The sequence below is a fragment of the Acinetobacter sp. 12966 genome (assembly GCF_031196995.1).
Taxonomy (GTDB): domain Bacteria; phylum Pseudomonadota; class Gammaproteobacteria; order Pseudomonadales; family Moraxellaceae; genus Acinetobacter; species Acinetobacter geminorum.
The window spans coordinates 95,344-111,244 of the sequence record NZ_JAVIMC010000136.1; the positions used below are offsets into that span (position 1 = coordinate 95,344).

General features: G+C 38.3%; 16 protein-coding genes. 12 read left to right on the top strand and 4 right to left on the bottom strand.

The annotated features are described in order from the left end of the window. Position 1: 1 nt before the first annotated feature. From RFW85_RS19320 to RFW85_RS19370, 11 genes are all read left to right on the top strand, one after another. Positions 2-1,075, top strand: coding sequence for an NAD(P)H-dependent glycerol-3-phosphate dehydrogenase (locus RFW85_RS19320; RefSeq protein ID WP_002115297.1), 1,074 nt, complete (start codon positions 2-4; stop codon positions 1,073-1,075). Positions 1,076-1,131: 56 nt separating this feature from the next. Then, positions 1,132-1,587, top strand: coding sequence for a histidine phosphatase family protein (locus RFW85_RS19325; RefSeq protein WP_086265862.1), 456 nt, complete (start codon positions 1,132-1,134; stop codon positions 1,585-1,587). A 23-nt stretch (positions 1,588-1,610) separates the two neighbouring features. Next, on the top strand, positions 1,611-2,750 hold the full coding sequence (gspL, locus tag RFW85_RS19330) for a type II secretion system protein GspL (RefSeq protein ID WP_170248626.1): 1,140 nt from the start codon (positions 1,611-1,613) through the stop codon (positions 2,748-2,750). Further along, positions 2,750-3,229, top strand: a complete 480-nt coding sequence (gene gspM, locus RFW85_RS19335) for a type II secretion system protein GspM (protein ID WP_309171803.1) — start codon at positions 2,750-2,752, stop codon at positions 3,227-3,229. The genes gspL and gspM overlap by 1 nt, the downstream gene beginning before the upstream one ends. 89 nt (positions 3,230-3,318) lie before the next feature. After that, entirely contained in the window at positions 3,319-4,323 is a 1,005-nt protein-coding gene (locus RFW85_RS19340; protein ID WP_086265864.1) for a quinone-dependent dihydroorotate dehydrogenase, read from the top strand. 6 nt (positions 4,324-4,329) lie between these two features. After that, positions 4,330-4,917 (top strand): CvpA family protein, encoded by a 588-nt coding sequence (locus tag RFW85_RS19345; protein ID WP_002115251.1) that lies wholly within the window; start codon positions 4,330-4,332, stop codon positions 4,915-4,917. Positions 4,918-4,942: 25 nt separating this feature from the next. Further along, positions 4,943-6,484, top strand: a complete 1,542-nt coding sequence (gene purF / locus RFW85_RS19350; protein ID WP_044100970.1) for an amidophosphoribosyltransferase — start codon at positions 4,943-4,945, stop codon at positions 6,482-6,484. A gap of 78 nt (positions 6,485-6,562) precedes the next feature. Then, positions 6,563-8,452 (top strand): M48 family metalloprotease, encoded by a 1,890-nt coding sequence (locus tag RFW85_RS19355; RefSeq protein WP_078221132.1) that lies wholly within the window; start codon positions 6,563-6,565, stop codon positions 8,450-8,452. A gap of 100 nt (positions 8,453-8,552) precedes the next feature. Then, positions 8,553-9,200, top strand: a complete 648-nt coding sequence (locus RFW85_RS19360) for a hypothetical protein (protein WP_170248624.1) — start codon at positions 8,553-8,555, stop codon at positions 9,198-9,200. A gap of 11 nt (positions 9,201-9,211) precedes the next feature. Continuing rightward, entirely contained in the window at positions 9,212-10,177 is a 966-nt protein-coding gene (locus tag RFW85_RS19365) for a D-glycerate dehydrogenase (protein WP_078221130.1), read from the top strand. Positions 10,178-10,319: 142 nt separating this feature from the next. Then, positions 10,320-11,747 carry a M48 family metalloprotease gene (locus tag RFW85_RS19370; RefSeq protein WP_080759594.1) on the top strand — a complete coding sequence of 476 codons (1,428 nt, stop codon included), beginning with the start codon at positions 10,320-10,322 and terminating at the stop codon, positions 11,745-11,747. Between the two features lie 90 nt (positions 11,748-11,837). Here RFW85_RS19370 and RFW85_RS19375 read toward each other — a convergent pair whose 3' ends face one another. Together RFW85_RS19375 and rpsU are read right to left on the bottom strand one after the other, a co-directional pair. Then, positions 11,838-12,284 carry a GatB/YqeY domain-containing protein gene (locus tag RFW85_RS19375; RefSeq protein ID WP_002115302.1) on the bottom strand — a complete coding sequence of 149 codons (447 nt, stop codon included), beginning with the start codon at positions 12,282-12,284 and terminating at the stop codon, positions 11,838-11,840. A 25-nt stretch (positions 12,285-12,309) separates the two neighbouring features. Further along, on the bottom strand, positions 12,310-12,525 hold the full coding sequence (gene rpsU, locus RFW85_RS19380; protein ID WP_001136722.1) for a 30S ribosomal protein S21: 216 nt from the start codon (positions 12,523-12,525) through the stop codon (positions 12,310-12,312). Positions 12,526-12,670: 145 nt separating this feature from the next. Here rpsU and tsaD point away from each other — a divergent pair, with 145 nt between their 5' ends. Next, positions 12,671-13,681: a tRNA (adenosine(37)-N6)-threonylcarbamoyltransferase complex transferase subunit TsaD gene (tsaD, locus tag RFW85_RS19385; RefSeq protein ID WP_005068344.1), complete on the top strand. Its 1,011-nt coding sequence runs from the start codon at positions 12,671-12,673 to the stop codon at positions 13,679-13,681. A 2-nt stretch (positions 13,682-13,683) separates the two neighbouring features. Here the strand turns inward: tsaD and RFW85_RS19390 are convergent, their stop codons facing one another. Then, the gene (locus tag RFW85_RS19390) at positions 13,684-14,787 is read right to left on the bottom strand and encodes a DUF6670 family protein (RefSeq protein WP_170248623.1); all 1,104 of its coding nucleotides are present in this window, start codon (positions 14,785-14,787) and stop codon (positions 13,684-13,686) included. A 105-nt stretch (positions 14,788-14,892) separates the two neighbouring features. Continuing rightward, entirely contained in the window at positions 14,893-15,774 is an 882-nt protein-coding gene (locus RFW85_RS19395; RefSeq protein ID WP_170248622.1) for an ATP-binding protein, read from the bottom strand. Positions 15,775-15,901: the final 127 nt, after the last annotated feature.

The window sequence follows — 15,901 nt, forward strand, 5'->3', positions numbered from 1 at the left end:
GATGGCTGAATTTAAGTTTACAGATTTGGTAGAACCAGTTGCGGTTGATAAAAAAACCGCTTTACGTATTACTGTTCTGGGGGGAGGTAGCTTCGGGACGGCTATGGCAAATTTAGCTGCACGTAATGGTTGCGATACCATGATCTGGATTCGTGATGCCGAAACAGCTGAGGAAATTAATAAAACCCACATTAATAAACGTTATTTGCCAGATTTTATTTTAGAGTCATCATTACGCGCTGTGTCTGATCTTGAGCAAGCCGTGTGTGATCGAGATATTATTTTGGTCGCAATTCCGAGTCACTCATTCCGTGATGTCTTAAAACAAATTGCTCCTTATATTACTGCACAGGCGGTTGTGTCTTTAACCAAAGGTGTTGAAGCTAAAACTTTCAGCTTCATGAGCGATATCATTCGTGAAGAATTACCTGAAGTTCCTTATGGTGTGCTATCAGGTCCAAACCTTGCAAAAGAAATTATGGCAGGTATGCCATCTGGCACTGTTATTGCCAGTGACTCTGAATTAGTACGTTATGCTGTGCAACATGCTCTGCATAGTGCTCTATTCCGTGTTTTTGGTAGTGATGATGTGCACGGTGTGGAGTTAGGTGGTGCGCTTAAAAATATTTATGCGGTTGCAATGGGAATTGGTGCCGCTTACAAGATTGGTGAAAACACCAAGAGTATGATTTTAACGCGTGCTTTGGCCGAGATGAGCCGTTTTGCAGTAAAACAAGGTGCAAATCCGCTTACATTCTTGGGGTTGTCAGGTGTTGGTGATTTATTCGCTACTTGTAATAGTCCTTTAAGCCGTAATTATCAGATTGGTTATGCTTTAGGTTCAGGTAAAACACTTGATCAGGCAAGTAAAGAGTTGGGGCAGACAGCAGAAGGCATCAATACAATCGTTCAGGTGCGTGGTAAAGCAGAAGAATTAGATGTTTATATGCCTATCACTAACGCTTTATATGAAGTTATTTTTGAAGGGGCACCTCCTTTAAATATTGCATTATCTCTTATGAAAAACGGACACCGTAGTGATGTTGAATTTGTTTTACCTCATCACGAAGTCTGAAGAAGAAATGTCATAAATTGTGGTTATAATGCAGGAATTATTAACAAGGAAAATTTATGCAACTGACATTGGTTCGCCATGGGGAAGCCGCTCCACCTGTAAATGGTAACGACACTAAACGTCCTCTTACTGCTCGTGGACATGCTCAAGCAGAACAGACAGCAACATTTTTAAAAGATATTGTTAAGCCTGATATTTTTGTAGTTAGTCCTTTGTTACGTGCTCAAGAGACATTGGCACATATTCAAGCTTATTTTAAAGATGTGCCTGTGTTGTTATGCGATAAAATTAAGCCAGATGATAATGCTAAAGAAGCAATTGAGTGGTTGTCACAGATTCCTTATGAGTCAATTGTAGTAGTTTGTCATATGAATGTAGTAGGGCATATTGCTGAGCTACTGACTCATGAAAACTTTAATCCATTTGCATTGGCTGAAGCTCGAATTTATGATCAGGCTGTGATTGCAACTGGCTTATCAACACAAAAAAATAGTTTTATACCCACAATATAATTAAAAAGGTTATTTAGCCCATTATGCTGTATTTATGGATGCCTGAAACCAATGGAATATGGCATTGGTCTAACGGAGAAAACTGGTTGCAGGCTGAAAGCCTCGACCAATTAATACAAGACCTACAATTACATCAAGGAAAAGAGGCTGTCGTCTTTTTTCCTAGTCGTCATGCTCAGGTATTCCAGCAACAAATAGCAAAGTCTCATTACAAACAACTGGGGGCAGATGGTGTTAAATATTTGCTTGAAGAGTTTGTGACTTTACCGATTGATCACATGAAAGTGGTTCATCATTTTCATGCTGATCAATTAACAATATTGGGCGTTGCAAAAACCACTGTGGAAACATGGCAACATGCAATGAATTTGTTGCCAATCAAGCTTGTTGCTTTGTTGCCAGACTTTTTGATTTTGCCAGAACCACAAGAACACCAAGTTATCCTTTGTAATATTGATCAAAAATTACTGGCGCGTGAAAGTAAATGGGTGGGTAATTCACTAGATGATTTGGGATTATTTTTGGAATTCCAGCCAGTTGAAACAAACTATCAATATAGTGGATTAACGACAGAACAATTAGAAAGCTTAGAAGCAGCTTCTAGTGTTGAGCAACGTTCAGAGTTTTTTTATCAATTTCAGGGTTTAGATAAACCTAAACAGCATCCTTTTAATATTTTACCGAAAGCCAAAGGACAAGAGCAAACTGTCTCAGGTTACTGGAAAGCATGTGCTGTTATTCTTTTAGCAATCATTGTGGTTCAGTTTAGCTATGATTTATTGCGTTGGGTCAAATTAAGAAATGTAGCGAATCAAACAGCTGAACAGGCGATAGAGCAATATAAATATTGGTTTGGTCCTTCTAGTCGTGTAAACGAACAAAATATAAAAAGCCAATTTGAAAGTCATTTACGCATGAGTAAGCAAGGTGATACACAAGCACTTTCTTTATTGAGCCGTGTTGGACCTATTTTGATGCAAAGACAAATTTTAGCTCAACAATTAAATTATGATGCCTCTACACTAACCATGGCTTTAAAAGCAAAATCTGCAGATGATTTGCAAGCTTTAACTCAGCAACTCAATCAGCAAGGATTTAAGGCAGAGTTAGGTAATGTTCAAGCCGATGGTGGTGGGGCAATTGGGGTGGTGAAAATACAATAATGAAAATGTTAGCTCAATTGCAGAACCGCTTTGATCAGTGGATCCAACAAGTTAATCAATATTTAGACCGTTTGACTGTCCGTGAACGTATTATGGTGGTCTTTACTACAATTTTTGTTGTAGTAGCTATTATTGGAGCTTCACTTTGGAAAATGCATTCCTTAGCAGAACAACAGCAACAGCGTTTAAATGATTTAAAAGATTTGATGGTGTGGATGCAAAGTAATGCGGTCACTATGAAACCTGCGAGTGAGCTTGAGCTGGGGCAGGCAGAAAAAATACAACGTGTAGCTCAACAGCAAGGTTTAACGGTTACTTCTCAACAAAATGGTGAGCAGTTACAAATTATTGTTACTCATCAGAATTACGCAATTTTAGCTAACTTTTTAACCCAACTGGCACAAATGGGCTTAAGTATTGAAAAAATGGAAATGATTTCAAGTGAAGGTCAGATTAAATTAACAGCGACGGTTCAATAACATATTAAAATATGCTGGTCTTAAGCATGGTGTTTTGTGCTCCCTGTGCCTATAATATGCCTACCTAAAATCAGTAGATTGTGATTGGTATGTTATATTCACTTGCTCGCCCGATGTTGTTTAGTTTAGCACCAGAGCGTGCCCATGAATTAACATTATCTATGCTTGATAAAGCACATAAGTTCGGCCTACTCCGTCAGAGCGTAGAGGCGAAACCAACGACTTGTATGGGAATTGAATTTCCAAATCCAGTAGGTTTGGCAGCCGGTCTTGATAAAAATGGTGCACACATTGATGCTTTAGCTGGGTTGGGGTTCGGTTTTATTGAAATTGGAACCATTACACCTCGTCCTCAATCGGGTAATCCGCAGCCGCGCTTATTCCGTATTCCAGAAGCTCAAGCCATTATTAACCGTATGGGGTTCAATAATGATGGTGTTGATAAGCTGATCGAAAATGTCAAAGCTTCAAAGTTTAAAGGAATTTTAGGCATTAATATTGGTAAGAATGCTGATACGCCTGTAGAAAAAGCTGTTGATGACTACTTGATTTGCCTTGAGAAAGTGTATAACTACGCTTCATATATTACCGTTAATATTTCATCTCCAAATACTAAGAACTTAAGAAGTTTACAAAGTGGCGATGCATTAACTGAATTGTTGCAAACCTTAAAAGAAAGACAACTTGAGCTAGCTGAACAAAATAACCACTATGTTCCTTTGGTTTTAAAAGTTGCACCTGATTTAACAGCTGAAGATGTTGAGTTTATTGCAGCTCAATTAGTGCAGTTCAAAATTGATGGCTTGATCGTTACTAATACTACCTTATCAAGAGAAGGTGTAGAAAATCTACCTAATGGTAATGAGTCGGGTGGTTTATCTGGTGCACCTGTTTTTGAAAAAAGTACAGAATGCTTACGTTTGTTTGCTCAAACATTGAAAGGACAAATCCCATTAATTGGTGTGGGTGGAATTTTGTCGGGTGAACAAGCAGCAGTCAAACAGCAAGCTGGAGCAACATTAGTGCAAATCTATAGCGGGCTTATTTATACCGGTCCTGTTCTAGTGAAACAATGTGTTGCAGCCATGACTTAAGTGAATATGAACACAATTGATATCATTATTCTGATACTTTTGCTCATTGGGGGGCTAAACGGTTTGCGACAAGGATTTATTAAAGCCTTTGCGAACTTGGTAGGATGGGTCATTGCATTAATTATGGGTGCAAAATATGCTGTCCTTCTTGCTCCGTCTATGTCGGGTTTAAGTCATGATCCAGTTGTTCAAAAAATTGCAGCTTTTGCATTTATAGCACTTTTGATCATTGTTTTAACATGGATCGTCTCTGCATTTTTAAATGGCCTCTTGAAAAGTCTGAAATTGGGGCCATTAAATCGTTTAGCAGGTGGTGCTTTTGGTTCTTTAAAAGGCTTGTTGGTTGTACTAATTACAATGCAGGGTGTAGGGCCTTGGGTTGAAAGTTCACCGCACTGGAAACAGTCCAAATTTATACAGTTTTTATTGCCTTATGCGCCTTTAGCTACCGAGTTATCTAAAGATGCTGCAAGTGAGGCATTTCATCAAATAACATCTGGAGGTAGTGCATCAGGCACTCCTTCAAAACCAATGGACGAATCGGAAGATTTAGAAAACCGATCCGACCATTCGACAAAGAATCCTTTTTATTAATTCCTAGCTTGTCTGCGAGGTTGCTATGTGTGGAGTTGTTGGTATAGCCGGTAAATCGCCAGTGAACCAAATGTTGTTTGATGCTTTAACGATGTTGCAACATCGTGGGCAAGATGCAGCTGGAATAGTAACCTGCCATGAAGGCCGTCTTTTCCTTCGTAAGGATAACGGTATGGTGCGTGATGTCTTTCATACTCGTCATATGAGAGCATTACTTGGTAATTATGGTATTGGCCATGTACGTTACCCAACTGCTGGTTCTGCGAGCAGTGCTGAAGCACAACCATTTTATGTAAACTCACCTTACGGTATTACACTTGCACATAATGGTAATTTGACCAATGCAGAAGAAATTCATGATGACCTGTTTAAAACAGATTTACGTCATATGAATACTGATTCTGACTCAGAAGTTCTTTTAAACGTGTTCGCGCATGAATTACAGAAGAAAGGCACTTTAAATCCTACAGCTGACGATATTTTTCACACGGTTTCTCGTGTGCATGAGCGTTGTCAGGGTGCGTATGGTGTCGTAGCGATGATCACTGGTCATGGCTTGGTAGGTTTCCGTGATCCAAATGGTATACGTCCACTCATTTATGGGTCACGTGTGACTGAACAGGGTGAGATGGAATACATCATTGCTTCTGAATCGGTTGCTATTACTGCTCTTGGTTTTAAAATTGAGCGTGATATTGAACCAGGTGAGGCAATTTTCATCGATGCAAATGGTCAGTTGTTCTCTAAACAATGTGCTGCTAATCCTAAATATCGCCCATGTATTTTTGAGTACGTTTATTTTGCTCGTCCTGATGCCATTATTGACGGAATTTCGGTTTATAAAGCGCGTTTAAAAATGGGTGAAAAGCTTGCTCATAAAATTTTACGTGACTGGGGTGAGGACCACGATATTGATGTGGTTATCCCAATTCCTGATACGAGCCGTACTTCAGCTTTAGAACTTGCAAATATTCTAGGTGTGAAGTTCCGTGAAGGTTTTATGAAAAACCGTTATATCGGTCGTACCTTTATTATGCCGGGTCAACAGCAACGTAAAAAATCTGTACGTCAGAAATTAAACCCAGTTGAGTTAGAATTCAAAGGTAAGAACGTTCTATTGGTGGATGACTCTATTGTACGTGGTACAACGTGTAATGAGATTATTCAGATGGCACGTGATTCTGGTGCAAAAAAAGTATACTTTGCGTCAGCAGCACCAAAAGTGATGTATCCAAACGTTTATGGTATTGATATGCCTGCTAAAGCTGAGCTTATTGCTTCAGAACGTAGTGTGGAAGAGATCCAAGAAATTATTGGTGCTGATCGTTTGATTTTCCAAGAATTGGAAGACTTGAAAAATGCTGTACGTACCAGCAAAGTGCCTGACTTAACTGAGTTCGATTGCTCAGTATTTGATGGAATCTATGTAACAGGTGATATTGATGGTAACTATCTAAATAACTTAGAGCAGAAGCGTAATGACTCTGCGAAAAAGAAAAAAGATGGTTATATTGATGTCAATGTCGATGCTGCTTCTGTAGATTTAACAGGCATCAAAGAAGAATAGAAATCGCCGAAAAAAGCGGGTATTTCCCGCTTTTTTCTTTTATGATGAAACCTAACAATGTAATTGGGAATATTTACATTGAAAGAAGTAAGCCACTATCTAATCGAAAATAAAAATATGGCATGGTCCATCACTATGTGTTTGGTTGCTGTGTTGCTTACTATTTTTATCTTAAATTTAATTTTAGGTTTACTCGTACATTTTTTTGATTATAGCCAACCAATTTGGTGGCATACTTTAAGTCCTTACTTCATTGCGCTATTACTTTTTATTATGGTTTGGTCGGTAGTTACCGAACTTTATATTCTGCGTAAAGGTGGGCACTCTTTAGCAAAACAACTTAAAGCACGTCGTTTGGTGAAAGAGGAAAGTACTCCCGAAGAACTTGCGGCATTAAAAATTACAGAACACTTAGCGCAAACTTTTTCACTTAAAGTTCCAACCGTATATGTACTACCTGATGAAGTTGGTGTAAATGCACTTACGGCAGGTTTTCATCCCAAAGATATCGTAATTATTCTGACATGGGGTGCTTTACAGAATCTGGATAAGCTTGAGTTATATGGTTTATTGGGCCATGAGTTTAATCAAATTTTATCGGGTGAGGCTGTTGAGAATACAAAATTAAAGATTTTATATAGTGGTTTAACAACTTTTAGTCAGTGGGGTAGTAAATTAGCCAAACAAGGTTTTAAGCGCTATAGCCCGGGCTATAAACATAAATTTGAAACAGTTTTTGTTGCGGTGGGTGGAGTCATCTGGTTGGCTGGAAGCCTCGGTGTACTGATTACTCGTTTTATCAAATATTTGACTTTGAGTGGGCGTACCTTTCGTAATGACCAAAAAACAGTACGACTATTAAAAAATAATGCAAATACCCAAACCTTGTTGCGTATTTATGTTCACCACTCTGGTTCGCAAATTCATAGTGCTTATTCCGAATCAATCGCACATATGTGTTTTGCTAACTCACTGAGCCCCCAAAGCTGGATGAATATTCACCCGAGTATTCGTGAACGTATTTATGAGTTAAATCCCACTTTGCTACAAGATTTACAATTAGAAAATTTAAAGAAACTTCGTAACCGTCCGTTGTTTAGCTTATTTCATTTCTTGGAAGAATCTGAGAAAGAAATTTATATTCCGTGGTCATCTCCGCAGCCTCTACCTTTATTAAGGCTTTCACCAATTAGTTTTGCATTAAATGATGCTATTAAGCCCCTGAGTAGTGATGTACGTCGAAATAAAAAGCGTCCAGAATTAATTCAACGAGCACTACAAACTGCGACTGGTTCGCGTGAAGTGATGGTCGCTATTTTGATGATTCGCCAATATCGGGAATTCATTCCAAAAGATGCACCTGTGAGTCATGCCATTATTGATGCATTATTGAATTTGGATGGGCGTATCCATATTCAGATATTTCATGATGCTTGTAAAAATATTGGGCATATACCTGCAAGTATTGCGCGGCAATTTCTTACTAAGCTAGCACTTATTATCCAAGAAGATGGTGAAATTGGGTTGTTAGATGCACTTTTACTGGAGCGGGTTAAACATGAGTTGAACTTGATGCCGTTACATCTACCGACTGCATTTGAAGAAGTGAAACCTCAAATTGTCCGTTTGATTGATGCTCTGCTTCATGTTCAACAAATTAATAGCCCGAATCAGTTAGAAGTACGTGAGCGCATTTTACGTTCGTTACTCAATCCAGATGAAATGTATATCTATGATGAAATTTCAGATGAGCCATTAGATCTGGCTGAAATTTTAAATGATATTGCTGGTTTATTATTACGTGACCGTCTAAGTATTCTAGCTATTGCAGAAATGTGCTTGTGGAGTGACCGTATTATCACGCAAGATGAACTGGATGTGCTTGAATTGCTTTATTGGCGTTTTGGCTTTGAGACAGAAGAAATTGTGGATCAAATGCAAAAGAGAAATAGTGTGATGATTATTTAAAAGACATATACGATTATAAAAACATCTGAATGAAATAAAACACTGAAAAAAAAACTGAAGCCCGTTAGAATGTAGGTAGAGTAGAGGTATTGATTTACAGATGATTGGGCAGCAAAGAAATATATTGGCAACTTTGGGAATTGATGTATGGATTCCTAAGATACAGGTGTGCCAAAGAAATAATGCTCAAAGCCTCTGGCGAGATCAAGCTGCTCCAGAAGGTGAGCCAATTATATTGCCTTCTAAGAGCAATCCAGTTGTTGAGCAGCCGACAAAACCACAAGTCAACGAAATTCCAAAAGCTGAACCTGAAATTGCGGTACCACTTCCAGTAGAAGTTCCGCCTGTTGTAGTACCTCGTGCTGAAGTACAAGCTCCAGTGGTTACGATTGCTTCATTTGAGTTGCAGGCTTTTGCGCTTGAAAAGTGTGTTATTTTTTTAGATGTTACTAATTTAAGTGAAGAAGAAAAGCAGCTTTGGAATAACATTCAAAAAGCAAAAATAGGGCAATATGCTGAACTAAAATGGCCGTTCCCTTTAGCTAACTATCAAGACCAACGTGGTGCAGGTTCATATATTCAAGGATTTTTAGATGCTGTCGCAGCAGGCAAGAAAATCTTGTGCCTTGGTGAATGTTCTTATATTCAACATGCCAATATTATTCATTTGGCGAGTTTAAAAGAGATGTTGGAGAAACCACTCCTTAAAAAAAGGTTATGGCAATTAATGCAAGATAACAACGAGTAGTAGGGATTTACATGAAAAAAGTTGTAGTTTTTAGCCAAATTGATGAAGAAATTTTGTCTCGATTACAACAGGATTATCATGTTGTGGTTCTTAATCCAAAACTGGGTGATATTAATGAGCAAATACGCCAACAAGTTGTAGATGCTGATGGAATGATTGGTGCTGGTCGACTTCTTAATGAAAGTAATCTTGCGCCTGCTCAAAAACTCAAAATTATTTCATCTGTAACAGTTGGCTATGACAATTATGATGTGGCTTATCTAAACCAAAGAAAAATCTGGTTATCAAATACCCCTCATGTTTTAACTGAAACAACGGCTGATCTTGCTTTTACATTATTACTAAGTGCCGCTCGAAAAGTTCCTTTTCTTGATCATTGGACTAAACAAGGTGAATGGAAAAGAACTGTTGGGCCTCAACAGTTTGGTTTAGATGTTTTTGGAAAGACGCTAGGAATTATTGGACTTGGTAATATTGGTGCTGCAATTGCACGACGTGGTTTTTATGGATTTAACATGAATATTGTTTACCATAACCGCCGTGAAAAACCTGAATTGGCAGAGCCTTTAAAAGCACAATATCTTGGTTTAGATGAGTTATTGCAACAGTCTGATTTTGTAGTAACCGCAGTTGATTTAAATAATGAATCGAAAGCCTTGATGGGTAAAGCTCAATTTGAGCTTATGCAAAAGCACGCTATTTTTATAAATATTGCGCGTGGTTCAGTGGTTGACGAGCATGCATTGATTGAGGCCTTACAAAGCGGTGAAATCTTCGGGGCTGGTTTAGATGTATATGAAAAAGAACCTTTACAAGATTCAGAGCTTTTTAAACTGCCAAATGTTGTTACTTTGCCTCACGTAGGATCTGCGACTGCAGAGACCCGTAAAAAAATGGCAAATCTTGCTTATAAAAATCTGGTTGAAGCTTTAGAGGATAAAACTCCTAGATATTTGGTAAACCCAAACTTTGCATAAATGATTAATAACACTTCATTGCAAAACTAAGCGATCTCGAGTGATATATTAAAAGTCTATTGATTGAACATAATTTTTTATGTTTTATATCAGTAGACTTTTTTGATGGTTTAATTTTACTAGAGAAAAACTTTTGAGATTTTTGCCAATTATTTTAAGTACGGCTTTTATAACAAATGCTTCGTACGCACAGCCTTTCGACCCTCAGCCTTCTGCAAATCAAGTAGAAATTCCAAATATTGGAAGTGGGATTGGTTTGCTTGATCAACAAAAAGAAAAATTTATTGGCGAAAAAGTTTTTCGTGAAGTTCATAAACAAATGCCTGTTATTCAGGATGTCTGGTTAGAAGATCAATTTTTTCAGGTATTTTCGAGTATTTTAAGTGAAACTCAGCTTGGTCAGCCGATTGGTTTAGTCGTGATTAAAGACCCGCAAATTAATGCTTTTGCTGTTCCGGGTGGCTTATTTGCGCTCAATACAGGGCTTATTGCCTCAGCACGAAATATTGATGAAATTGCTGGTGTTATGGCGCATGAAATTGCGCATGTATCGCAAAGACATTTTAGTCGCTCTGAAGAAGCCTTTAAAGGTCAAACATTGCTAAGTCTAGCAGGACTTTTAGCGGGGGTGGCTATAGCTGCGCAGGGTGGTGGTGATGCGGGTGCAGCAGTGATGCTTGGAACTCAAGCTGCACTCATGGATAAGCAATTAACATATAGTCGAAATCAAGAGCGTGAAGCAGACCGTATTGGTATGCAATATATGTATGCGGCGGGTTATAACCCTCAAAGTATGGCTGATTACTTTGAAACAATGCATAGAGCTACAAGTCGAGTAAGTTTTTTACCGGATTTCTGGTTGACTCATCCCTTGACGACTGAGCGTATGAGTGAAGCTAGGCTCCGTGCAAACCAGCTGCCTAGAGTTAAAAATCGTATATATGATGCAGATTTTGAAATTTTAAAATGGTACACCATGGTGGTTGCCAATCAGGCCACTGAAAACCAACTACAAAGTTTGGCCTCGCAAAAAAATATTGCTGGTCTGATTGCCTTGGCAGCATTTTACACAAGACAAGGTGATTATGTACAAGCGCAGTCTACTCTAGATCAAGCGAAATCTAGTGGAAAGCCTCTTGTAACATTATTGCAGACAGATATTTATCTTGGCCAAAATAAGTTAGATCAAGCTTATACTACAATTGCTTCTATGCAGATGACGATGCCTGAAAATAAAGCTTTTAGTTATAAGTTGGCTGAGGTGTTGCTGCGCCAAGGTAAGTTTGCGCAAGTTCAAACCTTGGTTCAAAGATTTATTAATAAGAATCCAAGAGATATACAAGGTTGGCAATTTTTACAGCAAGCTGCGAATTTGGATAAGAATGGACCTTTAAGAGCGGTTAATGTTTTACGCTATCGGGCTGAAGCAGAATATTGGTCGGGTAGTGAGGAAAATGCAATTAAATCAATGTTGCATGCCCAGCGATTGGCAAAAGATAATCAAGCAATGTCGGCAAGAATAGACAGTCGTTTGAAACAAATGCAAGATGAGCGAAGAATGAAAATTTAAGAGTTATAACTTACTTAATTTGCGGATGTGCAAGTATAGACAAACTAAAGAAGCTTGATTGGAAGAAATATAAAATTTAAGAAAGGGTAATTAAGCTAACTTAGCTTTAATTTTTGCTGAAACTTGAGCAGGATCGGCACGCCCGGCTATGATCGGACGTAGAGAATTCATCACCTTACCCATATCTTTCATGCTAGTTGCTTCTTGAGCAGCAATCGTTTGCTCAATGATAGAATCAAGCTCTTCCTCAGTCATAGCTTCTGGTAGAAACTGAGAGATAATCTCAGCTTCGGCTTGTTCTTTACTAGCTAAATCATTACGACCAGCACCTTCAAAGGCTTTGATCGATTCTTTACGTTGTTTAATTTGCTTTTCAATGACCGCAAGAACCTGAGCGTCGTCAAGCTCTTTGCGCTCATCGACTTCGATTTGCTTAATTGCTGCTTGTAGACTACGCAAAACCGTCACTGTTGCCATATCTTTGGCACGCATAGAAGTTTTTAATGCATCAGTAATTTGGTTTTTTAAAGTAGTCATAATTCAGCAGTCAATCACAAATTAATTAGTAAAGGCGAGTAGTACGTACAGATTCGCGAGCCAATTTCTTTTGGTAGCGTTTAACTGCTGCAGCTTTTTTGCGCTTACGTTCTTGAGTTGGTTTTTCGTAGAATTCGCGTTTACGAACGTCAGCTAAAACACCAGCTTTTTCGCATGAACGTTTGAAACGACGGATAGCTACGTCAACTGGTTCGCCTTCTTTCAACTTAACTTGTGGCATGTAAAATCCTCTAGATTATGGATAAGATCAGGCACACCATTGCGCCGGATCACAAGTGAAGGTCAGTATTTTACTCATTTACAACTCATATCACAAGTCTATAATAGCGATTGCAATATTTTGACTCATATAAAAGGCAGTTTTGATGATTGTTTTAGGCTTGGAAACTTCTTGTGATGAAACAGGGTTGGCACTTTATGATAGCGAACTCGGCTTACGGGGACAGGTTCTTTATAGCCAGATTAAACTTCATGCCGAATATGGTGGAGTAGTACCTGAACTTGCTTCTCGTGACCATGTTCGTAAATTAATTCCTTTAATGAATCAATTGCTTGAACAAAGTGGTGTAACAAAACAAGAGATTGATGCGGTTGCTTATACGCGTGGTCCTGGCTTAATGGGAGCATTAATGACAGGTGCACTGTTTGGCAGAACTTTAGCTTTTTCTTTAAATAAACCTGCAATTGGTGTTCACCATATGGAAGGTCATATGTTGGCCCCATTACTTTCAAGTCAACCACCTGAATTTCCGTTTGTAGCATTGTTAGTTTCAGGTGGACATACACAATTGATGGCAGCCCACGCTATTGGTCAATATGAACTATTGGGTGAGTCTATTGATGATGCTGCGGGCGAAGCTTTTGATAAAGTTGCAAAAATGATGAGCTTGCCATATCCGGGTGGGCCCAATATCGCAAAACTTGCATTATCTGGTGATCCATTAGCTTTCGAGTTTCCAAGACCTATGCTTCATCAAGGTCTAGATTTTTCTTTTAGTGGTTTAAAAACAGCTGTGTCTGTTCAATTGAAAAAATTGAATGGTGAAAACCGTGACGCTGACATCGCTGCTTCATTCCAAGAGGCAATTGTAGATACCTTGGTAAAAAAATCAGTAAAAGCTTTAAAGCAAACCGGACTTAAACGTTTAGTGATTGCAGGTGGAGTTAGCGCAAATTTAAGACTACGCGAGCAATTAGAAACTTCTTTGGCGAAAATTAAAGCGCAAGTTTATTATGCCGAACCTGCTTTATGTACTGATAATGGGGCAATGATTGCATTTGCTGGTTATCAACGTTTAAAAGCAGGTCAGCATGATGGTTTAGCGGTAACGACCACGCCGCGCTGGCCGATGACCGAACTTACTATTCCTGAGTAAGATTATTCATCTTCAAAGGCTTGTTGATTTTCGATATCAATATATTCGATGTAACCACGGCCTTGAACTTCATTGCCAAAACAATGACCTGTAAATATATAGCTACTCGCATAACCTCGCCCATGACCATAACGGAATGGGCAGTCAATTTCTGCCTGAATGTTTAAGATAATTTGCTTTGCATCATTTAGAGCGATCCAAGAAAAATATTTTGGAAGTCGCATCTTTTCTCCAGTCGGTGAGATATAGTCATCGACTTGATGAGAAATAACGTCAAAGCTAACATCTGTATAAATTTCAGCTGGCTGATCAAGATATCTAATATGCAGGCTATAAGCTACCGTCTGTCCTGCAATATCTGCTTTAGTAAGAAGAAGTTGAGTATTGTCGTTTAAATTAATAATTTGATAAGTAAAAAAATCAAGCGGCAGTTTATAAGCGTCAGGAAGAAGTTTGTTTATGAAACTATGTGGACCAACTGCTCGTGCATATTCGTAAGTGCAAAGTCCTTCACTTTCAATGCGTTCTGCTTGATAGTTTAAAAAACCTTTAAACTTTGCCAATAAACTAAAATGATCATAGATTGGTGTTTTTATAAACCACGAAACATGTGAAGTAATATCGATATCAAAGTCGAAATCAAATCCATCATAATGTCCATTAATGTGAATTTGAGGGAACTTCCCTTGAATTGAAATCTCTTTACCTAATTCTATTAAGCTTCCATCTTTATTAATTTGTGTCTCTTTTGGAATGATATAAGCTTTAAGCAAAGCTTGCTCAACCGCGGCAGTACTTGAAAAGAACGTGGCTGTTTTTCTGGGGTCTTCATTAATTATGTTGTCATGATCAAAGGCTAGCGCACCGGGCGTGCCTAATAAAATCATAATGTTTAGATAGCGATGCGGCTCTGGTAAAAGCGGGAAAAAGATACCGTAATGTGTCCAGCTATAATATTTTTCGTCAACTCGTGGACGGATGCTATGAGCTTGAGTAAAAGGAAGAGTTGAATATTTTTTTGCTTGGTCTAAAACGCCTTGTGCAAGTAATAAACTTTTACCAAGCGCTTTACTGGCTGTAGAAATTTTTGGCAATTGTTTTTTCATATATAAACCTAAAGAAGGGCTATCTTTGTTTTAGGTTATGAAAAACAACTGCCAAATCTAAGCGGCTTTCAGGCCAAAGCCAAGGCTTTGCGGGACATTCGTCATTTAATTGTTAGACAACTGTTTTAACCCATTTAAACCAATCCAATGCTTTGAGAACTGGTAAGCAGCACGGCCAGAGCGCTGACCACGCATCTGACACCAACGTAAACTTTCAGCACGAACTTCATCATTGAAAGGCATGTTTGCTTTATCAAGATAATGCTCAACGATTTCTAAATATAGGTTTTGATCCATTGGATAAAAAGATAGCCATAGACCAAAACGATCCGACAAAGAGATCTTTTCTTCTATCGCTTCTTGTGGATGTAGCTCAGTATATTGGGGAACATCGACCTTAGTTACAGGTGTATTTTCATGCATGAATTCTGGTAACAGGTGGCGACGGTTACTGGTTGCATAAATAATAAAATTACTTGAACCTGACTGTAATGAACCATCTAATACACTTTTTAGACTACGGTAATTTTCATCTTCGGCATTAAAAGCCAAGTCATCACAATAGACGATATATTTTTCAGGTCGATTTTGAATGAGTTTTTGAATTTTAGGTAAGTCTGATAAATCATCACGTTCAATTTCAATTAAACGTAATCCCTGAGGGGCATACTCAGTGAGTAAAGCACGAACAATAGATGATTTTCCTGTACCACGTGAGCCGGTTAACAGCACATCATTTGCTGGCAGGCCATTTAAAAATTGCAAAGTATTTTGAATAATTTTTTCTTTTTGACGCTCAATGCCTTTTAAGTCATCAAGATAAATATTTTTTGGCGTATAGATGGCATTAAGTTGCTGATTTTCCCATCTAAAAGCAGGTGCAGTAAAATCTGTTTCTTGTCTAGGCTCAGGCAAGACTTGCTGTAACTGATTTAATACAAGTGATAATGTTTGAACTAAATTGTCCGGTAAATCAATGGTAGCCATGGTAAGTCAATCATGTTAAACAGTGTTTGACAGGATACTAACACCGAAATTAACAGGCTTACAAAAAACTTATTGCCTATACACTTTATCGGTTTTGCAATTGATTGAAATGTTCAGACCGAGCATA